At 70.6% G+C, this 22837-nt stretch carries 21 protein-coding genes; 16 read left to right on the top strand and 5 right to left on the bottom strand.

What is annotated here, in order from left to right:
* Positions 1–10: 10 nt before the first annotated feature.
* The 8 genes from ACFPLC_RS02105 to ACFPLC_RS02140 all read left to right on the top strand — a co-directional run bounded on the left by ACFPLC_RS02105 (position 11) and on the right by ACFPLC_RS02140 (position 9564).
* Positions 11–685: a response regulator transcription factor gene (locus ACFPLC_RS02105; protein ID WP_191313621.1), complete on the top strand. Its 675-nt coding sequence runs from the start codon at positions 11–13 to the stop codon at positions 683–685.
* On the top strand, positions 682–2109 hold the full coding sequence (locus tag ACFPLC_RS02110; RefSeq protein ID WP_378204718.1) for a sensor histidine kinase: 1428 nt from the start codon (positions 682–684) through the stop codon (positions 2107–2109). Before ACFPLC_RS02105 ends, ACFPLC_RS02110 begins: the two co-directional genes overlap by 4 nt.
* 1122 nt (positions 2110–3231) lie before the next feature.
* The gene (locus ACFPLC_RS02115; RefSeq protein WP_378204721.1) at positions 3232–4239 is read left to right on the top strand and encodes a LacI family DNA-binding transcriptional regulator; all 1008 of its coding nucleotides are present in this window, start codon (positions 3232–3234) and stop codon (positions 4237–4239) included.
* Between the two features lie 180 nt (positions 4240–4419).
* The gene (locus tag ACFPLC_RS02120) at positions 4420–5796 is read left to right on the top strand and encodes an ABC transporter substrate-binding protein (RefSeq protein ID WP_378204724.1); all 1377 of its coding nucleotides are present in this window, start codon (positions 4420–4422) and stop codon (positions 5794–5796) included.
* Positions 5774–6742 (top strand): carbohydrate ABC transporter permease, encoded by a 969-nt coding sequence (locus ACFPLC_RS02125; protein WP_378204726.1) that lies wholly within the window; start codon positions 5774–5776, stop codon positions 6740–6742. Before ACFPLC_RS02120 ends, ACFPLC_RS02125 begins: the two co-directional genes overlap by 23 nt.
* Positions 6739–7608, top strand: coding sequence for a carbohydrate ABC transporter permease (locus tag ACFPLC_RS02130; protein ID WP_378204729.1), 870 nt, complete (start codon positions 6739–6741; stop codon positions 7606–7608). Before ACFPLC_RS02125 ends, ACFPLC_RS02130 begins: the two co-directional genes overlap by 4 nt.
* A 31-nt stretch (positions 7609–7639) precedes the next feature.
* Positions 7640–9217, top strand: coding sequence for a glycoside hydrolase family 13 protein (locus ACFPLC_RS02135; RefSeq protein ID WP_378204732.1), 1578 nt, complete (start codon positions 7640–7642; stop codon positions 9215–9217).
* 62 nt (positions 9218–9279) lie between these two features.
* Positions 9280–9564: a hypothetical protein gene (locus ACFPLC_RS02140; RefSeq protein ID WP_378235670.1), complete on the top strand. Its 285-nt coding sequence runs from the start codon at positions 9280–9282 to the stop codon at positions 9562–9564.
* Between the two features lie 293 nt (positions 9565–9857).
* On the opposite strand, the gene ACFPLC_RS02145 is transcribed toward ACFPLC_RS02140, so the two are convergent.
* The 3 genes from ACFPLC_RS02145 to ACFPLC_RS02155 all read right to left on the bottom strand — a co-directional run bounded on the left by ACFPLC_RS02145 (position 9858) and on the right by ACFPLC_RS02155 (position 12855).
* Positions 9858–10730, bottom strand: coding sequence for a DUF5829 family protein (locus tag ACFPLC_RS02145; protein WP_378204735.1), 873 nt, complete (start codon positions 10728–10730; stop codon positions 9858–9860).
* Positions 10723–11946 (bottom strand): aminopeptidase, encoded by a 1224-nt coding sequence (locus ACFPLC_RS02150; protein ID WP_378204737.1) that lies wholly within the window; start codon positions 11944–11946, stop codon positions 10723–10725. Before ACFPLC_RS02150 ends, ACFPLC_RS02145 begins: the two co-directional genes overlap by 8 nt.
* A 783-nt stretch (positions 11947–12729) precedes the next feature.
* The gene (locus ACFPLC_RS02155) at positions 12730–12855 is read right to left on the bottom strand and encodes a hypothetical protein (RefSeq protein WP_378236306.1); all 126 of its coding nucleotides are present in this window, start codon (positions 12853–12855) and stop codon (positions 12730–12732) included.
* Here ACFPLC_RS02155 and ACFPLC_RS02160 point away from each other — a divergent pair.
* Genes ACFPLC_RS02160 through ACFPLC_RS02195 form a run of 8 tightly spaced genes read left to right on the top strand, consistent with a single transcriptional unit; the run spans position 12797 to position 21424 of the window.
* Positions 12797–13702, top strand: coding sequence for a YcaO-like family protein (locus tag ACFPLC_RS02160; protein ID WP_378236263.1), 906 nt, complete (start codon positions 12797–12799; stop codon positions 13700–13702). The genes ACFPLC_RS02155 and ACFPLC_RS02160 overlap by 59 nt on opposite strands.
* 17 nt (positions 13703–13719) lie before the next feature.
* A complete protein-coding gene (locus ACFPLC_RS02165) occupies positions 13720–14958 on the top strand; it encodes a hypothetical protein (protein ID WP_378235671.1) in 1239 nt (412 codons plus the stop codon).
* 4 nt (positions 14959–14962) lie between these two features.
* Positions 14963–16621: an alpha/beta hydrolase family protein gene (locus ACFPLC_RS02170; protein ID WP_378204746.1), complete on the top strand. Its 1659-nt coding sequence runs from the start codon at positions 14963–14965 to the stop codon at positions 16619–16621.
* Positions 16618–17217, top strand: a complete 600-nt coding sequence (locus tag ACFPLC_RS02175) for an O-methyltransferase (protein WP_364283437.1) — start codon at positions 16618–16620, stop codon at positions 17215–17217. Before ACFPLC_RS02170 ends, ACFPLC_RS02175 begins: the two co-directional genes overlap by 4 nt.
* A complete protein-coding gene (locus tag ACFPLC_RS02180) occupies positions 17204–18580 on the top strand; it encodes an FAD-binding oxidoreductase (RefSeq protein ID WP_378204750.1) in 1377 nt (458 codons plus the stop codon). The genes ACFPLC_RS02175 and ACFPLC_RS02180 overlap by 14 nt, the downstream gene beginning before the upstream one ends.
* The gene (locus tag ACFPLC_RS02185) at positions 18559–19473 is read left to right on the top strand and encodes a hypothetical protein (RefSeq protein WP_378235672.1); all 915 of its coding nucleotides are present in this window, start codon (positions 18559–18561) and stop codon (positions 19471–19473) included. The genes ACFPLC_RS02180 and ACFPLC_RS02185 overlap by 22 nt, the downstream gene beginning before the upstream one ends.
* A 50-nt stretch (positions 19474–19523) precedes the next feature.
* Positions 19524–20801 (top strand): MFS transporter, encoded by a 1278-nt coding sequence (locus ACFPLC_RS02190; RefSeq protein WP_378204756.1) that lies wholly within the window; start codon positions 19524–19526, stop codon positions 20799–20801.
* Positions 20798–21424 carry a VOC family protein gene (locus ACFPLC_RS02195; RefSeq protein ID WP_378204759.1) on the top strand — a complete coding sequence of 209 codons (627 nt, stop codon included), beginning with the start codon at positions 20798–20800 and terminating at the stop codon, positions 21422–21424. The genes ACFPLC_RS02190 and ACFPLC_RS02195 overlap by 4 nt, the downstream gene beginning before the upstream one ends.
* 24 nt (positions 21425–21448) lie before the next feature.
* Here ACFPLC_RS02195 and ACFPLC_RS02200 read toward each other — a convergent pair whose 3' ends face one another.
* Both ACFPLC_RS02200 and ACFPLC_RS02205 read right to left on the bottom strand, forming a co-directional pair.
* Positions 21449–21799 carry a VOC family protein gene (locus tag ACFPLC_RS02200; protein ID WP_378204762.1) on the bottom strand — a complete coding sequence of 117 codons (351 nt, stop codon included), beginning with the start codon at positions 21797–21799 and terminating at the stop codon, positions 21449–21451.
* A gap of 25 nt (positions 21800–21824) precedes the next feature.
* Positions 21825–22772 carry a LysR family transcriptional regulator gene (locus ACFPLC_RS02205; RefSeq protein ID WP_378204765.1) on the bottom strand — a complete coding sequence of 316 codons (948 nt, stop codon included), beginning with the start codon at positions 22770–22772 and terminating at the stop codon, positions 21825–21827.
* Positions 22773–22837 lie beyond the last annotated feature (65 nt).

Here is a 22837-nt window from a genome sequence, read left to right on the forward strand (position 1 = left end):
GGGAGGACCAGTGCCACGTCTGCTGCTCGTCGAAGACGACGAAGCCCTGGCCGAAGCGCTTTCGCTGGCGTTGCGCGCACTGGGCCACGACGTCGTGCACGCCCCCACCGGCGAGCACGCGCTGACGTCGCTGGGCGACGCCGAGTTCGTCCTTCTCGACGTCATGCTGCCCGGCATCGACGGTTTCGAGGTCTGCCGCCGCATCCGCGCCCGCAGCCGGCTGCCGATCGTGCTGCTGACCGCGCGCGGCGACCCGATCGACGTCGTGGCCGGGCTCGAGTGCGGTGCCGACGACTACGTGGTCAAACCGGCCGAGCCGCGGGTGCTCGACGCGCGGATCAAGGCGATCGGCCGCCGCGCGCAGCCGGCCGTGCCGGAAGCCGGGCTGCTGCGCGTGGGCGAGCTGGAGATCGACGCCGCCGCGATGAGCGTCACCCGCGGCGGCGACGAACTCGCGCTGACGGCCACGGAGATCCGGCTGCTCGTCGAGTTCGCCGAGCACCCGAACCAGGTGCTGAGCCGCCAGGTGCTGCTCAAGCGGGTCTGGGACTACGGCTACGTCGGTGATTCGCGGATCGTCGACGCGGCGGTCGCGCGGCTGCGGGCGAAGGTGGAGGACGACCCGGCGAACCCGGTGCTGCTGCGCACGGTCCGCGGCCTCGGCTACCGCCTGGTGACGAAGTGAGGCTCCCGGCGGTCAGCCTGCGGACGCGGATCGTCGCGGCGATCGTCGGCGTGACCACGACGGCGACCGCGGTCATGGCCTACTCGGCCTACCAGGTGCAGGCCGACGAAGCACTGGGCCGGTTCGCTTTCTCGTCCGTGCGGAACGCGGCGGCCGACCGGAAGGCCATCGTGGCGTTCTCGCCGGACGACACCGCCGTGTCGCTGGGCACCGTCGCCGACCACCTCGGCTCCAACCCGGACTGGGCGCTGGTGACCGAACGGCCCGGGGGCCCGGTCGCGGTCGTGCGCAACGCCATCGATGCCGGCACCCTGCCCGCGACCATCCCGGCGCTCGACAAGCTCGAAATGCTGGGCGCCGTCCGCGACGAGCTGTTCCGCCAGCGGGGGCCCGACCAGATGGGCGCGGCGTACACGAGAGTGCCGCGGACCGGCCGGAAGGTGTTCGTGGTCAATGCGAACCTGCCGAAGGACGGTGACCACCTCGTCGAGTTCTTCGACTTCAGCCAGTTCGACGACGACCTGACCGAGCTGCGCTGGAAGCTGGTCCGCACCGCGCTCGGGGTCAGCGTGCTCGGCGCCGGCGTCGCGTTCCTGATCGGCCGCCGGATCCGCCGTCCGATCAAGGCGCTGTCCGCGGCCGCCGACGAACTCGGCGCGGGCGCGCTCGAGACCCGCGTGCCGGTCAAGGGCCGGGACGAGATCGCCGCGCTCGCCGGGTCGTTCAACACCATGGCGGCCCGGCTCGGCGAGTCCATCGACGAACTGCACGCGAAAGACCGCCAGCAGCGGCGGTTCGTCGCCGACGTCGCCCACGACCTGCGGACGCCGCTCGCCTCGATGATCGCCACCGTCGACAGCCTCGACCACGCCGAGCCCGCCACCCGCACCCGCGCCGCCGAGATCCTCGGCACCCAGGCCCGGCGGCTCGCCAAGCTCGTCGAAGACCTCCTCGAAATCGCGCGGTTCGACGCCGGGAAGGCCGACCTGCGGCTGGCGCCGGTCGACCTCGCCGACCTGGTCGCCGACGCCGCCGAGGTCACCGGCGTCGAGACCGCCGTGACGGCGAACGGGGACGTCACGGTCGTCGCCGACCCGCGGCGGGTGCACACGGTGGTGGCGAACCTGCTGAGCAACGCCGTCCGGCACGGGGCCGCGCCGGTGACGGTCACCCTCGACGGGACCGGTGACGACGTCGTCGTGCGCGTCGCCGACACCGGTCCCGGGGTCCCGGAGGACCTGCTGCCGCTCCTGTTCGACCGGTTCACCCGCGGCGACCACGCGCGTCAGGCGACCGAAGGCAGCGGGCTCGGGCTGGCGATCGCCCGGGAGAACGTGCTGGCGCACGGTGGCTCGCTCGCGGTGCACAACGACGGCGGTGCCGTGTTCACCGTCCGGCTCCCCCGGGGCGCCGAGAACGCCTGAGCGGCGGTCAGCTCGCGCGGGTGCAGCCCGTCGAAGTACGGCAGGGGCAGGGAGGCGAGCAGCGCCGCGGCGGCGAGCAGCGGGAGCGGGCGGAGGTCCCGCGCCGGGCTCAGCCACAGCACCACGGCGAAGTTGACGACGAGCAGGAAGCCCCAGCGCGCCCAGTCCCAGCCGGCGAAGGCGAGCAACGCGGGCGCCGCGACGGCCGCGACGGCGAGCGCGTCGAGGCGCTGCAGCAGCGCACCGAACACGACCACGGCGAAGATCGGGGCCACGTACAGCAGCACCTCGGTGATCGAATACAGCTGCCAGCTCTGGCTCTGGGTGCGCTCGAACAAGGCCAGCGCGTCGGCTCGCGGGGTGAAGTCCGCGGCGGCCAGCGCGGTTTCGAGCCGCGCGACCGCGCCCGGGCTCGACGCCGGCAGCGCGAGCACGGCGAGTTCCGCGACGACCGGCGTCACGAGCAGCCTCGCCGTGGTGCGGATGGGGAACCGCCGGAACAGCACGATCGCGAAGACGGGAAGGACCGTGAGGGCCGCGATCTCGTGGGTGAACACCGCCGCGGTCATCAGCACGGAGGCCACCGCGGGCCGGCGCGGCAGCTGCCACAGCGCGGCGAACAGCAGCAGGTACAGGACCTGGTCGAAGTAGCCGACCTCGTGGAAGAGGAACCCGCCGGACGGCAGCAGCAGCCAGCCGGCGACCAGGAGCTTCCGGCCCAGGTGGCGGGCGCGAGCGAACGCGACGGCCACCACCCCGAGCACCGCGGCGAGGACGGCGAACGCGGCGGCCGCGAACACCCAGTACGCGTACCCGGTCGCGAGGGCCAGCGGGTGGAGCAGGGTGCCGACGAGGAACCGGCGGTGGAAGCCGTCGGTCAGCGAAACGGCCTCCAGCGTCACGGCCCAGTCGCCCGGCAGCCGGAACCCGCGGTAGGCGGCGAGGAGGAGAGCGGCGGCGAAGAGCGCGTTGAGCCCGCGGGACGTGGTGGTGCGGTCGAGGGTGCTGGTCACGACGGCCAAGCTAGGAACGGGATGTGCGGGTGCCGTGACGATTGATCACCGGGTCTGCACCGGTTCCGCACGTCGTGCTTTTGCGCTCGGTTGCTGTAAAGTTTCGGCTATGACGCGTCGTCTTGCCGAAGTCGCCCGCCAGGTCGGGGTCAGCGAAGCCACGGTCAGCCGGGTGCTCAACGGCCGGTCGGGGGTGTCGGCGAGCACCCGTGCCGCCGTGCTCACCGCGCTGGACGTGATGGGATACGAGCGGCCCACCCAGCTGCGGGGCGAGCGCGCCCGCCTGGTCGGGCTGGTGCTGCCGGAGCTGCAGAACCCGATCTTCCCGGCGCTGGCCGAGATCATGGGCAACGCGCTCGCCCAGCAGGGGTTCACGCCGGTGCTCTGCACCCGGACGGCGGGCGGGGTGTCCGAGGCCGAGTACGTCGAGCTGCTCCTGCAGCAGCAGGTGTCGGGGGTGGTGTTCGCCGGCGGGCTGTACGCGCAGGCGGACGCGATCCACACCCACTACCACCACCTCGTCGAGCGCCGGCTGCCGACGGTGCTCATCAACGCGGCGGTCGACCACCTCGGGCTGCCCCAGGTCTCGTGCGACGACGCGGTGGCCGTCGAGCAGGTCGTCGGGCACCTGAGCTCGCTCGGGCACGAGAAGATCGGCCTGGTGCTGGGGCCCTCGGACCACGTGCCGTCGCAGCGGAAACTGGCGGCGTTCCGCTCGTATGCGGCGAAGCTGGGGTTGCCGGTACTGGACGAGCTGGTCGAGCACGGCATGTTTTCGATCGAGGGCGGCCACGCGGCGGCGGCCCGCCTGTACCCCCGCGGCGCGACGGCGGTGCTGTGCGCGAGCGACCTGCTGGCGTTGGGCGCGATCCGCGCGGCCCGGCGGCAGGGCCGGTCGGTGCCGGAGGAGATCTCGGTGGTCGGCTACGACGACTCGGCCCTGATGAACTGCACCGACCCGCCCCTGACGACCACCCGCCAGCCGATCGAGGCCATGGGCCGCGCGGTGGTGGAACTCCTGGTCAAGCGCATCAACGGCGGCGAGGTGGCGGCGGAGGAGCTGCTGTTCGCGCCGGAACTGGTGGTACGGGGGTCCACGGCCCGGCGCCCCGCCTGACCTGAGGTTTCAAGTAGCGCGACGGCTTACGAGCCGTCGCGCACTTTTGTGTGCCCACCCCAAAGCGCCGCCTGTCCGTAACTTGCAAAATCTCGTCGGCTTATTGCGCCGATCCGGTCTACCACTTTAGAGTGACCGCAATCACGTGACAGCCGTCGCGACCCCGAGAAGAGGCTTGAGATGAGCAGTCCCTGGTCCAGAACCGCCGCCCGTCGGGTGTTGTGCCTGATCGCCACCGGCACCCTTGCCCTCACCGCAGCCGCCTGCGGGGACGGCGACACCGCGGCCCAGACCGGCGGCAAGGTCAAGATCACCGTCACCGGTCAGCCGCCGACCAGCCAGCCGTTCGAGCGCAGCGTGTTCGACGCCGACGTCAAGGAGTTCGAGGCGGCGCACCCGAACATCGACATCGATCCGCACGAAGGCTTCATGGACCCGAAGACGTTCTCCGCGAAGCTCGCCGGCGGGCAGCTCGAAGACGTCTACTACGTCTATTTCACCGATCCGGCGCAGATCATCGCCCGCCACCAGGCCGCCGACATCACCGAAGCCGCGAAGAGCGTTCCGCACGTCAACGACATCAAGCCGGAACTGCTCGACAACTTCCGGGACGCGGGCGGCAAGCTCTACGGCCTCCCGACCATGAACTACACGATGGGCCTGCTCTACAGCCGCCCGCTGTTCCAGAAGGCGGGGCTCGATCCGGACCACCCGCCGCAGACGTGGGACGAAGTCCGCGAAGCCGCGAAGAAGATCGCCGCGCTCGGCGACGGGGTCGTCGGGTACGCCGACTACAGCAAGAACAACCAGGGTGGCTGGCACCTGACCGGCTGGCTCTACTCGATGGGCGGCGACATCGCGCGCAAGGACGGCGACAAGTGGGTCGCCGACTTCGCCAACGACAAGGGCAAGAAGGCCCTCCAGTACCTGCACGACATGCGCTGGACCGACAACTCCATGGGCGCCAAGCAGCTCCTGGAAGCTCAGGACGTCCAGCGCATGATGGGCGCCGGCCAGCTCGGCATGTACATGGCGGCCCCGGACAACGTCCCGGTGCTGGTCAAGCAGTTCAACGGCAAGTACGAGGACTACGGCATCGCCGGCATGCCCGGCGGCCAGGGCACCCTCCTCGGCGGCGAGGGCTACATGATCAACCCGAAGGCGTCGCCGGAGAAGATCAAGGCCGGCCTCGAGTGGATCCAGTGGAAGTACCTCAACCCGGACCGCTTCGAGAAGCACATCCAGCAGTACGTGGACGGCAAGCAGCCGGTCGGCCTGCCCGCCGAGCCGACCCCGGACGTCTGGACCGGCGCCGTTCGCGAACAGCAGCTGGCCCTGAAGGCCAAGTACGCCAATGTTCCCGCCGCCAACTACAAGTCCTATGTGGACACGACGAGCCGGATCAAGGGCAGCATCGAACCGCCGAACGCGCAGCAGATCTACGCCGCCCTCGACAGCGTGATGCAGGCCGTCCTGACCGACCAGAACGCGAACATCGACGAGCAGCTGAAGTCCGCCGCGTCGAAGGTCAACAGTGTCCTCGCCCAGGTCAAGTAGCCTGCTCGCCTGGCCTGCGGCGAAGCCGTCGCGGGCCGGGCGCCCGGCCGCGGCGCCGGCGAACCGCACCCGGCTGAAGCGCAAGCTCAAGGAGAACCTCACCGCGTACGGCCTGCTCTGCGCCGCGCTCGTGGTGTTCGCGCTGTTCTCCTGGTACCCGATCGTGCGCGGGGTGCTGCTGAGCTTCCAGCAGGTCGACTTCGTCAACGCGCCGACGTGGGTCGGGTTCGGCAACTTCACGCGGCTGTTCGAAGACCCGCTGTTCGGCGTCGCCTGGCGCAACACGCTGCTCTTCACGGGGCTCGCGCTGGTCTTCGGCTTCGCCGTCCCGTTCCTCACCGCGGTATTGCTGAACGAACTGAGGCACGCCAAGGCGTTCTTCCGGCTGGCGGTCTACCTGCCGGTGATGCTGCCGCCCGTGGTCACCGCGCTGATGTGGAAGTGGTTCTACGACCCGGGTCCCGGCCTGTTCAACTCCGCGCTCGGCGCGGTCGGCCTGCCCGGCGGCCAGTGGCTCGACTCCTCCACCACCGCCATGCTGTCCCTGGTCTTCGTCTCGACGTGGGCCAACATGGGCAGCACCACGCTCATCTACCTCGCCGCGCTCGGCACCATCCCCGGTGAGCTCTACGAAGCCGCGGAGCTCGACGGCGCCGGGCTGTGGAAGCGCCTGCGGCACGTGACGTTCCCGCAGACCCGGTTCGTCCTGCTGGTGCTCCTGCTGCTGCAGATCGTCGCGACCATGCAGGTGTTCACCGAGCCGTACGTGATGACCGGCGGTGGCCCGGACGACTCGACGGTGACCGTGCTCCTGCTGCTCTACCGCTACGCCTTCGTCTACAACGACTTCGGCTCGGCGAGCGCGATGAGCCTGCTGCTGTTCGTGGCGCTCGGCGTGTTCTCGGCGTGGTACGTCCGGCTGACGCGGAAGGCGGACCAGTCATGAGAACCCTCGTCTCCCCCGGCGCGCTGCGCAGCCCGCGCGGCAAGGCCGTCTACGGCGTCGTGTTCGCCTGCACCCTGGCGATCTTCGTCCTCGCCTTCCTGTTCCCGCTCTACTGGGTCGTCACCGGCGCGATGAAGTCGCCGCAGGAACTGGCGCAGACGCCGGCGACGCTCGTCCCGCACGAGTGGCACCCGGAAACGTTCGCCGACGCCTGGGACCAGCTCAGCCTGGGCAAGTACTTCCTCAACACGCTGATCGTCGCCGGCGGCGCCTGGCTGGCGCAGCTGGCCATCGACGTCCCGGCCGCGTTCGCGCTGTCGAAACTGCGGCCGAAGTTCGGCAACGTCGTGCTCGGGCTGATGCTGGCCACGCTGATGCTGCCCGCCACCGCGTTGCTCGTCCCGACGTATGTGACGGTGACGGACCTCCCGCTGCTGCACGTCAACCTGATCAACTCACCGGCCGCGGTCTGGCTGCCCGCGGCGGCGAACGCGTTCAACATCTACCTCCTCAAGCGGTTCTTCGACCAGATCCCGGACGAGCTCATCGAAGCCGCGCGCCTCGACGGCGCCGGCCCGGTGCGCACGCTCTGGCGGATCATCCTGCCGATTTCGCGGCCGATTCTGGCCGTGGTGTCGATCCTCGCGGTGGTCACCGCGTGGAAGGACTTCATCTGGCCGCTGCTGGTGTTCCCGGACACCGGGAAGCAGACCCTCTCGGTGATGCTGCAGCGGGTGGCGATCGACATGCCGCTCAACGTGCTCGTCGCCGGGATGGTGCTGGCCAGCCTGCCGATGGTGGCGCTGTTCCTCGTGTTCCAGCGGCAGATCCTCGCCGGGCTGACCGCCGGCAGCCTCAAGGGCTGAGCTTTCCCAATCGACTAGGAGGGGCACTTTCGTGACCGACAAGACCGGCTGGTGGCGGAGCGCGGCGATCTACCAGGTGTACATCCGCAGCTTCGCGGACGGCAACGGCGACGGCGTCGGCGACCTCGCCGGCGTCCGCGCCCGGCTGGACCACCTGGCCGACCTGGGGATCGACGCGATCTGGTTCACGCCGTGGTACCCGTCGCCGATGGACGACGGCGGCTACGACGTCGCCGACTTCCGCGACATCGAGCCGCTGTTCGGCACCCTTGCCGAGGCGGAAGACCTGATCGCCGAGGCTCACACCCGGGGCATCCGGGTGATCATCGACATCGTGCCCAACCACTGCTCCGACGAGCACCGCTGGTTCCAGGCCGCACTCGAAGCGGGCCCGGGATCGCCCGAGCGGCAGCGGTTCTGGTTCCGGCCCGGCCGCGGCCCGGACGGCAGCGAGCCGCCGAACAACTGGAAGTCCCGCTTCGGCGGCTCCGCGTGGACCCGCGTGCCGGACGGCGAGTGGTACCTGCACCTCTACAGCTCCCGCCAGCCCGACTTCAACTGGGACAACCCGGAGATCCGCACCGAGTTCGAGGACGTGCTGCGCTTCTGGTTCGACCGCGGCGTGGACGGCTTCCGCATCGACGTCGCCGACGGCCTGGTCAAGGACCCCCACCTGCCCGACGTCGACGAGGGCGACGAGACGCCGTTCTCCGACCAGGAAGGGCTGCACGAGATCTACCGCTCGTGGCGCAAGATCGCCGACAGCTACGGCGGCGAGCGCGTGCTGGTCGGCGAGATGTGGCTGCCGGACATGTCGCGGGCCGCGCGCTACCTGCGCCGCGACGAGCTGCACTCGGCGTTCAACTTCGACTTCCTGGTCTGCCCGTGGGACGCGGCGCGCTTCCGGGACGTCATATCGCGCACGCTGAAGGCGCACGACGAGGTCGGCGCGCCGGCGGCGTGGGTGCTGTCGAACCACGACGTCACCCGGCACGTCACCCGCTACGGGCGGCAGGGCGACACGGGTTTCTCGTTCGCGAACCGCCTGCACGAGCTCCCGGTCGACCGGGAACTCGGCACCCGGCGCGCCCGGGCGGCGGCGCTGCTGACCCTGGCCCTGCCCGGCGGGCTGTACGTCTACCAGGGCGAAGAGCTGGGGCTATGGGAGGTCCTGGACATCCCGGATGAGCTGCGCCAGGATCCGGTCTTCGCCCGGACGGACGGCGCGGACCCGGGCCGCGACGGCTGCCGGGTCCCGATCCCGTGGTCCGGGACCGAGCCGCCGTTCGGGTTCGGCAGCGGCGTGGCTTGGCTGCCGCAGCCGCTTGCCTGGGCGGACTACACGGCCGAAGCGGAGGCGGCGGACCCGGCGTCGATGCTGTCGCTGTACCGCTCCGGGCTGCGGATCCGCCGCGAACTGCCCACGGGTCCGCTGGTCTGGCTATCACTCGGCGAAGGGGTGCTGGCGTTCCGGATCGGCTCGGGGTTCACGTTCGCGCTGAACTTCTCGGCCGCGCCGGTCCCGCTGCCCGACGGCGAGATCCTGCTGGCCAGCGGGCCGGTCGACGGCGAGCTGCCGACGGACACCGCCGTCTGGCTCCGCTCCTGACGACTCGCCGGCGGCTCACGAAATCGCTTGCCCAGAACGCGGACGTCGGGGACGGTCGGGCGGTGTCCGAAGCGCACTTGACCGTCCCCGGCGAGTCCTGGCACGAGTCGCTCCTCGCCGCCCTGCGCGAGTTCCACGAAGAGGAGCTGCACACCGGACGGCGGCCGGGCGACCTCGCCGAGCAGCGGCGTCCCGGAACTGGCTCGAGCGCCTGCGCTGGGCCGGTCTCCTGGGGCGGGCAGACAACGCACGGGACCGGACGCCCACCGCATGTTCTGGTGAGTCGAGGGAACGCGGTTCCTCGGCCGGGCCCGACTCAGTCTCCGGCTCACCCCGGAGCTGACTGAGTTCGGCGGCCATATCGGCTACGACATTCGCCCGAGCGCCCGCGTCCGGGGCCACGCGACGGCGTTGCTGCGCGCCGGACAACAACGCCTCGATTCGCTGCTCGACGACTTCGAAGCGATGCCGGTGGCCGACCGCAACACCGCGAAGTGGATGTTCCTCGTGCGGGCCCTGGTGGTGTACCGCGATGGGGGCGCGGATCGCCGTCGACGTCGTCGCTGCAGCCTTCGGTGTGCGGCCTCGCCAATCCCGCTGCGTGGCGACGCAACCCGAGCCTTCTCACCGAGGGCCCCGGTCACGCGTTGGACGCAAAGGTCCAGACCGCGCGCGAGCCGGGGCCGACGGTGAGGGTGGAGTTGCCGATCTTTTCGCTGTGCGCCCGGGGGACCGGTGTGAGCAGTGCCATGGCCACCTGACGCAGCCCGGCAGCCGCGCGCGGCACCGCGTCGAACCGCAGCACCGTACCGCCGCCCACGGCGACCACGCCGCCGGGTTCTTCCCGCACGGTGTACCCGCCCGCCCGCAGCAGGGGCACGCTGCCGGCGAGGTCGTCCGCGGTGACAGCGACCCGGACCGCGGTGAGGTCGCGCAGCTGCCGTGGGCGGTAGTAGTCGTCGAGGTACCGCTCACGGCTGACATCACCCGGGTGGGCCGCAGGCCCGCTCTTGCTGCGTGGGTCGGCGAAATACGACTGTTCGTACTCCATCCCCCAGATCCGGCACGCGTCGTAGGTCTGACCGGGGTAAACGGCCCGGAACCAGGGAACCACCACGCCGTCGCCGAAATCGCGGGTTTGGCGGCGCTCCACCGGCGTGGGCACCCCGAGCATCGGCAGCCTGCCGACGACCGCGGCCAGCTCGCCCGCGCGCTCCACGGACAGGCCCACCCCCGCCGAACCGAGCTCGGCTTCCGGACCCGGCACGTCGCCGACCTTGAACAGCTCCAGGTACGTCGTCCGGCCCATCAGGTACCAACCGGTCCACGTCCGGCTGTCGTCCGTCGTGGTACGCGGGTGGCAGCCGGCGAACGTCCGCAGGTACTCGGACTTCTCGACGGCCTCGGCGGTCACCGCGTCCAGCACGCCGTAACAGTGGTTGAGCTGCAGCAGTTGCCGGTCTTCCCCCGCGGTGCGGCTCCGCGGGACACCGACGGCGCGGCTTTCAGGCATCCAGCTGCCACTCGTCGCCGTGCACCAGCGGAACCGCGATGCCACCCGGCTCGATGCCGTCCACCTCCACCTCCGGACCACCGACCATGAAGTCCAGGTGGATGCTGGACTGGTTGATACCGATCTCCCGCAGGGCCACCGGGTCGTTCGCCGGCGCGTTCTCCACCGCGAACGGCGCGCCGTTGCCGAGAGCCAGGTGACACGTCGCGTTTTCGTCGAGCAGCGTGGTCCGGAAGAGCGTGTTCAGCCTGCCCACCCTTGATGTCGCGTCCACCAGGGCCACCTCACCGAACCGGGTCGCCCCTTCGTCCCGGGACATCAGCTGGTGGATCGTCTTCTCGCCGGCGGACGCGCTCGCTTCCGCCACCCGGCCGCCCGCGACGCGCAGGGTCAGGTCCCGCACCTCGACGCCGCCCGCGTAGAGGGGCCGGGTGGCGCGGACGACGCCGTCGGCGCGCCGGAGGTCCGGGACCGTGCCGATCTCCTCGGTCGGCAGGTTGGGCAGGTGCTTCTGCCCCCATTCCGTCTCGAAGACCGCGGCTCCCCAGCGCGCGGCCTGCAGCAGGCCGACCGTCAGGTCGGTACCGGGTCCGCGGAACCGGATCGCGTCGAAGTGCCGCTCGGTGATGGCCCTCGCCCGCGCTTCCAGCCGCGCCATGTGCTCCTGCCAGGCCGCGACCGGGTCCGGCTCGTCCAGCCGCACCGCTCGCTCGATCAGCCCCCACAACCGATCGACGTCGGGTTCACCGAACAACGCTTCGGCCCACCCTTCGGTCGGGCACGCGATGATCGACCAGGCGACCGCACGCTCGTTGATGCCACGCAGGTGTTCCCTGCGGACGTCGATCGCGTCCGCGCGGGCGACCCGGCCGCCGTCCAAGCCCGCCATCGCGTTCGGGTCCGGGTCGCCGACGATCAGCATGCGGCACATGTGCCGGCGCCTGCCTTCTTCGAGCCGCTTGACCTGCCAGGGCGGGGCCCAGCCCAGGCCCTCGTCGGCACCAAACTCCACCTGCGCGCGCAGGATCTGCTGGTCGTTGTACAGGACATCCACGTAACGGGCGCCTGCCGCGTATGCCGCGCGCGCCACGCTGCGGGCGAGTGGTGCGTGCTCCACCGCCGCCTCGACCAAGAGGTCCTGACCCGGCCGGAGACACACGCCGACCTCCACTGCCAGCTTCGCATAGCGGTTCAACCGCTCGACCGTGCTCACCATCGACCCGTCCCCTTGTTACGTCCAGGTAAGATCCGCGAATTCGCCCGAAAATACAACAGAAGAGTGGTAATGCGCTTCGCGCACTTTTTCTTGATCGTCCGCACGTGCATCCTCGACGATCACGGTGATCACTATAGCGAGCCGGCGGCCGGATACCTACGTGCACAGCCGGAAACCATGATCAATTGCGGCAACCGGCGCCTGTCAGGCGATCAGAATTGTACACCCGAGGGAGCGTGCAATTAGCCCGAACGGCATACAGATGAACGTTACCTTGGCATTCTGCAAGAGATCCTGCTAGCATCGGGGAGCGATCACGGCTCGGTTCCGAGTCGCTTGGGGACTGGGGCGGAAATCGCACAATTTGGATCATCAATCAGAGGTAATTCACCTTTCGGAGGATCGAAATGGTCGAGTTTGAGCTGGACATCGTCGAGGACACGCAGGACTTCCCCGTCCTTCTCTGCACCTCGTACTAAGAGGAACGGCTCGCCGATGACCTGTTCGGGCTTACCTGGAGGGGCCTGTCGAGAAGCCAGCTGATCCCTGGCACAGTTTCGATACGTTCTTGCGCGAGATTACTGTCGTACCCTTCGGTGTCGTGCGGCCGAGGGGTGGTTCTGTCGTGGTAAATCGCGCAATTCCGCCCGATCGGGCGTCAAACACGGCGAACTGAACGCGGACGGACAGGTCTCGTCACGAGACCTGTCCGTCCGTCAGAACGGAGCATCTTTCGGTGAGCGCTACGCCGATTCTCGATGATCAGTTGTATCTGGGGTTGGATCACGTGGATGCCCGATCCGGTCGTTTCGCGGGCGGGGCCTGCGACGACGTGCCCGAACGGGCAATGGTGCGGGCCCACGGCGAGGCCACCGAGCGGGCGAGTTTGATCGAGAACGGTCCGCTCATGGTCATCTCCCGGGGTGAGGCAGTGGAGCGTGGCCTTTCCCTGTTCACCCCGCACGAAATACTCGAAGACGCCGAGGACTGGGTCCCGGCCCGCAGCGCCACGACCGGCGAGGCCGCCGGCGTGCCGGCGGACGCCGCCCTGCTCCGCAGGGTGAGCACGAAGCTGCGCATACTGCCGTGGCGGCAGAGTTCGGTCGGCACGGCCGCACACCCGGACCGCGACGTCGCCGGCGTCAGCGGGATCCTGGAATGCCTGGAACGCCAGGCGATCAGGCGGGTGTGGGCGGGAACAGTCACGTTGGAGCCCGCCAGCGAGCGGCTCGCCGAACTGATCCCGCCCGGGCTGGCGAAAGCGCTCGCGGACCGTCAGCTCGTCGCCCACGCCTGGGGTGTGCGGGAAACGGCGCCGATCCACGTCACGCTGGTCCTGGTCGGCCGGCATGACCGGGCCCAGGCGACCTTCGGCGCCGGTGCGGGGTTCACACAGGGGCCCGCGCTGCTGCACGCGTTGCACGAGGCCGTGATGGTGCGGGCCTCGCTGGGGAATCCGGTCAACCGGAGCGAGCCCGAATTTCTCCGCGGCGCCCGTTCGGCCGGTCACCAGGAGGCGTTCCTGTCCTTCCTTCGCCACCTCGAAACGCCCGTCGGCGAGGCGAGCGACCCGGCCGCGATCACACCCCCTGAACTGCCGGCCTTCGTCGAAGAACGTTTCGGTGTCGCGCCGCTGCTCATCGACGTGCCGTCGGTGAACGCCACCGCCGTCGTCAAGGCGGTCATCCCGTCGGCGGAGTTCCTGACGCCGCGGTCGGGCGGCGACTACATCGTCGCTCCGGGCTACCTGGAATAGCAGAAGGGATCCGAACGATGACTTCGACCGCCGCGAGACGCCCGGCGCTGACCGATTACCCTCGATCAGACGACACCGCATTGGCCACGCTGGAACTCTCCGACCACAACCGGACGATGGTAATGCGGCGACGTGAGCTGTGGTCGACCTACCTGCGCGGCCACGGCAACCCGGACGCGGCGGTGGCGACGCGGTTCATCCCGCTGCTGCTCGAGCTGATCCTCACCCGCTCCGGCGAGGGGCTCCCGTTCGTGCCCGGCTCGTACTACCCGCCCGGTTTCCGTCAGCACGTCCTCGGTCACACCGCATTCCCGGACGACGCCATCGATCACCGGTTGAGCGCGAAGGACGAGAGCGGGCTGCCGTTCCTGGCGGAACTGCGCGCCATGCTGGAGCCCGGCTCGGACGTCTCCGCAACGACCCTCACGTCCCTGGCACAGGTCCTCAACGTGCTGGGGTTGTTCAGCGTCTCCGCCAAGGCGCTCGGAAAACGAGCCGCCGAAAGCGGCGACCCCGTCCTGACCTACGAAGTGGCCCGTTCGTACTACGGGCTCGTCACCGATTCGGACAAGGCGGCACAACCGTTCCACACTCTGGCCGCGGACACCGGAATCCCGCCGGGGACACGGCTGAGCGCCTACGGCAGGCTGATCGCGCACTACTGCCGGCGGCAACGCGACCTCGACGAGTGCGCCGAGGTGGCCGCGGACGCGCAGGCGCTGATCGACAGCGTCGCGGCGGACACCTTCGACCTCCGCCTGTACGTCAGCCGGACCTACCGGGCACTCGCCTTGTACGCGGTGCGCCGTCGCGACATGGCGGACATCGCCGACAAGATGCAGCTCGCCATCGACCTCGCCAGAGGGCTGAGCGCCGCGGCGAGCACCCCGGCGGAGAAGGTGGCGGCAGCTCAGAACGAGCGGCTGAGCCTGGAGGCGAGTCTCAAGGCGTTCATCAACTCCAAGGGCCGCGCGATGGTCATCGACATGGAACCGGATGCAGCAGCCGGCCGGCTGCTCGAACTCGACCCGGGTGACCCCTACACGCAGCTCTACGCGGGCGACACGCTGTGGATGACCGGCCACGACGAACGCGCCCTCGAATGCTTCACGACGGGGGGCGCGCTCGGCACCTTCCCCGGTGCGCTGGCCGCCGCGCGCGCCGGCGTCGCCTTCGACACCCTGGGACGCAAGGAAGAGTCGGAAACCTGGTTCGCGGTGGCCGCGGAGCTGGACCCCGCCGCCACGGCGGCCTGACGCCATGACGGAAGCAACCCGGCTGGTGACCGATCTGCCCGACCGCTCGGACGCCGTCATCAGCGGGCTGTCGGATGCGTTCCGGCGGTCCCAAGTGGACTATCTGCCGAATTCGGTGTGCTGGTACCGGGACCGCTGGCTGGTCTCCACCGACGCGTGGGGGGACCGCCGGGTGGGACAGTTCGACCCGGACGCCCGTCGCTGGACCGAGTTCCCGGCGCCCGCCGGCTGGATCCGGCGGCCGATGTCGGCGGGCGGCGACCGGCTGAGCGTGTTGTGGCACGAGCACCACGCCGACGACGGCCGGCAGCTCGCGCTGCGCGACGGCCGCTGGGACGTGCTCGAGGAGAACGTCGAGGAATCCGGGATCACCGACTGGGACGGCAGGCGCGTGGCCCATCGCAGCCGGGCGGGCAACGCGGCCGTCCTGACCGCGGCCGGCGAACCCGTCCAGGTGACGGCGCAGCCGGACGGGAAGTCGGCCCTGACCGGCCCCGGGTGGCAGATCGGAGTTCCGCGTGGCGCCACGGTGTCGCACCTTTCGCCGTCACCGGACCGCGAGGCGGTGCTGGCGGTGATCCGCGGCGGTGCCAGCTACCAGCTCGTCGTCATCGCCGGCGGGACCGGCCGGGTGCTCAGCCCGCAGCCGCTGCGGAAGGTCGTCCTGCCGTCCTCCGCCTGGCTCGACGACACCCGGGTCGTGCTCTGCGCGGAGGAATGGCCGAGCATCGTTCCGTACGTCTGGGACTGGGCGAGCGGGCGGGTCGAGCCGGTGTGGGCACCCGGGACGACCGGATCCGTCCGGTCCGTGGCCGTCGCGCCGGACGGCACGTGTGCCGCGGCGGTCGGCACACCCACCCTGCCGCGCACACTCCGGGCCCTCGACGACACCTCCTTTTCGGAGCCGGCGTCGGGTGGCGAGGTACGCGCGGTGGTCGTGCGGCGGGGCGAGCAGCTGCTGCCGTGCCTGGTCCACGAACCACTGGCCGCCTGCCGCGGCACCGCGTTCTTCGTCCCCGGTGGCCCGCACGTCCCGATGTGGGGCGAGTTCACCGCGCTCACGACGGCGCTGAACGAACAGGGCTGGCGGGTCGTGCGGGTCAACCTGAGTTCGAGCGGTCTGCGCCAGCCCGAGTACCGGCCGAAGGGACCGGTCCGGTTCGGCGTGGACGACGTGGCGGACCTGGGCGTGGTGATCGAAGAGCTCGCCGACGGCCCGGTCGTCACCATGGGGATGAGTTACGGCGGTTACGTGGCGGCGCTCGCGGGCGAGCTGTCGGACCGGTGCGCCGGGGTGGCTCTCCTCGGCGGCTTCCTGCACCACGACGACCTTGCCGGCACGGCACACCCCGGCGTGCGCCAGTTCGCCGGGGTCGCGTTCGCCGGCCGCGCCCCGCTCGGTGCCGACCGGCTGCGCAAGCGCTATTTCATCGCGCACGGTGAGCTGGACGAGCGGATTCCGATGCCTGCCGTGCGGAGGCACCTCGACCGGATGGACCAGCAGGCCACTTTCGTGGAGCTCGACGGCGAGGGGCACGCCATCCGCACCGACCGTGGTGCTCGCCTGGCTTATCCGCCACTAATGGAGTGGATGAACGATGTACGCGGCGGCCGGGCACCGGCCTCGGGCCGCCGCGTTCGAGACGGCGTGGAGGAATCGTGAACGAACTGGTGAAGGTCCCGAAGCTGGTCGAGGTCGCCGAGAAGCGGGCCATGGAAGAGGACTTCCACATGTCCAGCGCCCGCGACACGGGGCAGCTGCTGCGCGCGCTCGCCGCGAGCAAACCGGGCGGGCTGCTGCTGGAGATCGGCACCGGCGTCGGCGTCGGCGCGGGCTGGCTGCTCGACGGCATGGACCCCACCGCGCGGCTGATCACCCTGGAGGTGCATCCCGAAGCGGCGGAGATCAGCACGGAGATGCTGGCCGGCGACTCCCGCGTCGAGGTGGTGCACGCCGACGCGATCGAGTGGCTGCGAGCGTACGACGGCCCGCTCTTCGACATGATCTTCGTCGACGCCAGCGTGCCGAAGTACGAGGAGCGGGCGCTGACACTGTCCCGGATCGCCCCGGGTGGGCTGTTCGTCTGCGACGACGTCATCTGGTCGGCGAGCTGGGATCCGGCCGTCCGGCCGAGCAAGGACCGGGTCGACAAGTTCCGGCTGGAGATCTTCGACGAGCCGGACTTCCACGTGCTGCTGATGGACTGGGGGCCCGGCGTCTGCGTCGCGACCCGGATCGCGGCCGATGTCGACAGCTGAGGACGGTCGCGTACTCCGCCGGGCGTTCGAGGCCGGGTTCGGCGGGACGATCGTCGACCGATGGCATCCCGCGTACGACGACGCGCGTGGTGTGTGGAACGGGCTGGTGAATCGGCGTCCGGCCCTGATCGCCCGGTGCGCCGACGTGGCGGACGTCGTCGAAGCGGTGTGCGTGGCTGCCGAGCACCGGCCGCCGGTGAGCGTCCGGGGCGGCGGCCACCAGGTCGCCGGCAGCGCGGTGTGCGACGACGGGCTCGTGATCGACCTGTCGGCGATGACCGCGGTGCACGTCGACCCGGCGCGCCGGGTCGTGCGGGTGCAGGGCGGGGTGACCGTCGGCGAGCTGGACGCCGGGACACAGGTCTTCGGGCTGGCGGTGCCCGGCGGGGACGTGACGGGCACCGGCGTGGCGGGCCTCGCCCTGGGCGGCGGGATCGGCATGCTGACCCGGGCACACGGCCTGACCTGCGACCACCTGCGGTCGATGGAGATCGTGACGGCGGATGGCCGGGTCCGGACGGCGGGTCCGGACGAGTACCCGGACCTCCTCTGGGCGGCGCGCGGCGGCGGCCGGGGTCTCGGCGTCGTCACCGGCATGGAGTTCGACCTCGTCACCCTCGGGCCGGCGGTCTCCTATGCGGAGGTGTACTACTCGTCGGAGCAAGGGGATTCGGTGCTGCGGGCCTGGCGCGACGCGGTCGCGACCCTGCCGGACACGGTCTCGCCGATGGCGATCCTGCGCGGTATGCCGCCGTATCCCCAGGTGCCCGAGGAGTTGCGAGACACCCCTGTCGTCGGCGTCGGCGCGGTTCACGCCGGTCCGCCGGAGGAGGCGCAGGCGGTGCTCGCACCCTTGCGCCGGCTGGCCACCCCGCTGCTCGACGTGAGCGGGACTGTCGCCTACGAGCAGTCGCCCAGCCCGCCCGCCGGGATCCGGGCTTTCATGAAGTCCCATTTCCTGGACGAGCTCACCGACGACGCGATCCGGACCCTGCTCGACCGACAGGCGCGATGCCCCAGCCCCGGCGCCGAGCTGGTGATCCGCACGATGGGCGGCGCCGTCCGGGACATCCCCGCGGACCGCAGCGCGTTTCCGCACCGCACGGCGCAGTTCAACGTCAACGTCAACGCCATGTGGCGCGACACCGCGCTCGACGACGCGATCCTCGGCTGGTGCCGGACGAGCTGGACGGCGCTGGCGCCGCACGCCAACGGAGGTGTCTACCTGAACTTCTCGGGCTTGGCCGAAGATGCCGATTCCGTGCGCGACGCCGTCTACGGCCCGAGTGCGGCCCGGCTGGAAGCGATCCGCACCGAATTCGACCCGGAGGGACTTTTCGCGTGGGCCGCCCGTCAGCCGTGACCTCTCGCGCCGACCGGCTCCTCGCCCGGCTGATGGAGGCGTACGAGCAAGGGGCGCTGCCCGAGGTCGACGCGGCGGCCTCGCAACTGGGAACCGCGCACCCCGAACTGCGATCGTGGTCGGCGTACATCCGCGCCGGCATCATGGCGTTGCGCGGTGCGCCGGAGGCCGGCCTGCGGCTACTCGCCGACGCCGTCGAGCGCGGAGGATGGTGGAGTCCGCAGCTGCTGGCCGATCCCGCGCTGGAGACCATCTGGCCGCTCGACCGCCAGGACATCCGCGCCAAGTCGGAGCGGCGCTGGCGGGCGGCGCAGGAGCGGGCCGAGGTGAGCTGGGAGATCATCCGCCCGGCCGCGCCGCCGTCCGCGGTCGTCGTTTCGTTGCACGGCAACGGTCCGGCGCCCTCGGATCTCTTCGCCTCGCTGTGGGCCGAACTGGGTTCGTGCGCGGCCTGCCTGGTGCGCTCACCGCAGCTGGCCGCCCGCGGGGTCCACGAGTGGCGCGACCACGACCGGGCCGTCGCCGACGTCCGGACCGTCGCGCGGGCCGCACGGGCCGAATTCGGCCCGGAGGTGCCGCTGGTCATGGCCGGACTCGGCGCCGGAGGCCGGATCGCGATCGAAGCAACCCTCACCGGTGCCGTGGCGGCGGACGGCGCCGTGGCGTTCGCACCGAACCTGCGGCCGCTCGGAACGGTTGCCGCAATCGAGCCGCGAATCTGCATTTTCCCTGGTGGCACCCCGGCATCGGTGGCCTCGTGCGAAAGCTTCGCAGGATGGGCCCGTACTCGCGGGATCGACTGTTTCCTCCGTTATGAGGACGGGATGGGCCACGCGTTTCCGGCGCGTTTCGGTGCGGCGATGGAGGGGGTCCTCACCTCCGTTCTTCGGTAGTATCCCGTACGCGCGGGCGAAATTCGCTCGCCGGTTCGCAAGGGGGTTGTATGACGGCGGCTGCCGATCCGCAGAAACCAGGCGTCTGGGCGACATTCCGCGACGCTCCCGCGGCGGCGAAGACGATCATGTTCGGCGTCATCGTGAATCGCCTCAGCGGCTTTCTCGTGATCTTCCTGGTCCTCTACGTGTCGGCGCTCGGCTATTCGACCGCCCAGGCCGTGTTCGCCCTCGGCGCCTACGGAGCCGGCGGGGTGGTGGGCACGCTCGTCGGCGGGGCGCTGTCCGACCGGTTCGGGCCGCGTCTCACTATCGCGGGGAGCATGGGTCTCAGTGGCCTGCTGATCGCGTTCATGCTGGTGCCGAACCAGTATCCGCTGCTGCTGGTGGCCAGTGTGCTGGTCGGCCTCACCTCGCAGGTTTTCCGGCCCGCCTCCTCCACCCTGCTGTCGGACCTCACCCCCGCCGACAACCAGGTGATGATCTTCGCGATCTGGCGGTTCGGCCTCAACGTCGGCTCGACCGTGGCCCCGATGCTCGGATTCGCCCTCTACTACCTGGACGGCAAGCACTACACGGTTGTCTTCCTCACCGAGGCGATCGTCGCCGTCGCGTACGCGGTGCTGGCCTGGGTGATGTTGCCACCCCGGGACGTGGTGCGGACGATTGCCGCGCCCGTGGAGCCCGACCCCGCCGCCGGCTCCGGCCCCGGCGGTTACCTCGCGGTACTCCGGAACCGCCGCTATGTCGTCTTTCTGCTGGTGGCTGCCGTACACACCATCGTTTACCAGCAATACCTTTCGACGCTGCCCCTGACCGTGAACGAGGTCAAGCTGAACGTCTTCTGGTACACGCTCGCCGTTTCGCTGAACGGTTTGGTGGTGATCGCCCTCGAACTGCCGGCGACGAAGGTGGTACAGCGGATGCCGATGCGGCTCGCGATCGCGATCGGCCTCGCCCTCATCGGAATCGGGGTCGGCGTGTACGGGCTGCCGATGGTGCCGGCGGTGATCATCGGCGGGACACTGCTGTGGACGATCGGCGAGATCATCAGTGGCCCGTCGCTGTTCGCGTACCCCGCGGTCGTCGGTGCCGGCCCTCTCAAGAGCCGCTACATCGGCAGTTTCCAGTTCGCTTTCGGTCTCGGCAACACGGTCGCCCCGCTGGTCGGCGGCTGGTTGTTCCTCTCACTCGGAACCGCCCTGCTGTGGCCGCTCCTCGGCGCGGCCGAGGTGCTCGTCGCCGTGGCGGTCCTCGGCCTGGTCCGGGTGCCGAAGAAGACGCCGCCGGCCACCGAACCGAACGAAGTACCGGCCGAGACGGCATGATCGACCACATCCTGTATGCCACACCGGATCTCGAGTCCGGTGTCGACGACCTGAACCGGCGGTTCGGGGTCCGTCTTTCGCCCGGCGGCCGGCACCTCGAGCTCGGTACCCGGAACTACCTCGCCGATCTCGGTGATCGCACCTACTTCGAGGTGCTGGGCCCGGACCCGGACCTGCCGGCCCCGGCGCACGGACGGCCGCTGGGGATCGACGACCTGACCGAGCCGCGGCTGTCCACCTGGGCGGCCCGGGTGGACGATCTGGACGAAACCGTGCGAACCGCCGTCGCGAACGGGTGCCGGTTCGACCCGGTCGTGGCCATGTCCCGGGACCGGGGCGATGGCGTCCACCTCGCCTGGCGGGCAGCGGCCCCCGCGGAAGGACAGGGGTTCGGCGGGGTCATCCCGTTCCTCGTCCAGTGGGAGACCGACGCGTACGCCGCCGAGCTGTCCACCAAGGGCATGCACCTGGTGTCCTTGGTCGTGTCGCACCCCGACACCGAGATGGTGCGGGGGCACCTGGCCTCGCTCGACCTGGCAGACTGCGTCGCCGTGCGGCAGGCGGCGAAACCTTCTCTGCAGGCGACGCTGCGGACCCCGGCCGGAGAAGTCACCCTGGGGTGATCGCTGCCGGCCGGTCGGCGCGTGTCAGCGCGGGCCGTACACGATGACCGCGTTACCCCACGCGTCCTGGACCACGGCCCGGGTTTCGTGGGGCCCGTGTTCCGGCGCCCGCACGACGGAGCCACCGGCGCGCACCACGGCGTCGAGCGTCGCGGCCACATCGGCCACCTTGATCGAGGCTGCGGGCGCACCGCCGGTGACGTCCTCGGCCGCACCCACCAACGCGAGGGTAAGACCGCCGGCGTCCAGCGCGGCGTACCGGTCGCCGTCGGTGAACTTCTCGGCGAAACCGAAGGCGGCAGCGTAGAACGCCACGGCCGCGCCGACGTCGGACACCGGGTGTTGCACCTGCCGCAGCTGCGGGCCGTCGCTCATCAGCGGATCCTCCCCTGGGTGCACGTCAAACTACCGGTGCCGAGCCGCGCCGGACCACCGGCCGGACGGGTGGTTCACAGTGCACACCCGGCCCCTGGACCGTGACGTGCTCCGCGAGCGTCTCGATGAACGCCCCGGTCAAGGCATCGGGAGCAGCGCGGGTGTAGGCCGTCAGGGTGCGCCGGACCGGCACGCTCGGCCGCAGCACCCGGCCGTCGAACCGGGCGGGGAGGACGTTCGCCGGGACCAGGGCCGGGCCGAGGCCCGCCGCCGCGAGGATCGGCGCCGCCGCCGTCTGCTCGGTGCGGACCGCCGCGCGGGGGCGGAAACCCGCCGCCGCGCAGGCCGCGTCGACCAGCTCGGCCAGGCCGTTGCCCGGGGCGTAGTGCACCCAAGCGCAGCCGGCGAGCGTGGCCAGGCCGACTTCGCCGGTGTCGTCGTCCTCGACGGCGCCGTCGGCGGGCAGCACGACGACGAACTCCTCCACCCCCAGCTCCCGCACCGGCCCCGCCCAGTCGCCGGGCCGCGGGCCGAGCGCCACGTCGGCCTCGCCCGCGGCCATCGCTTCGCGCAGCTCGTCGGCGTGCCGGAACTCGATCAGCCGGACGTCGACCTCGGGCCGGTCGCGCCGCCACACGCGCAGGGCAGGCGGCAGCACACCGAGGCTGACCGAGTACACCGTGGCGACCTGCAGCTCGCCCGCCGTCGTCCCGGACGCGAGCCGGGCCGCGCAGCGCGCTCGCTCGGCGTCGGCCAGCGCCGCCCGGGCGTGCGGCAGCATCGCGCGGCCCATCGGGGTGAGCCGGACGGCCCGGGGCAGCCGTTCCAGCAGCGGCCCGCCGAGACCGCGCTCGAGTGCCCGCATCTGGTGCGACAGCGCGGGCTGCGTCACGTGCAGCTGCTCGGCGGCCCGGGTGAACGAGCCGGTGTCGACCACCGTGACCAGGTATTCGAGCTGCCGGAGGCTTGTCATGAACTCAGCTTATCGACTTGGTGACAACTAAGCCTTGGACTTATCGACTGCGTGAGCCGAGCCTG

This window comes from Amycolatopsis plumensis, from assembly GCF_042652605.1.
In the GTDB taxonomy this organism is placed as follows: Bacteria; Actinomycetota; Actinomycetes; order Mycobacteriales; family Pseudonocardiaceae; genus Amycolatopsis; species Amycolatopsis plumensis.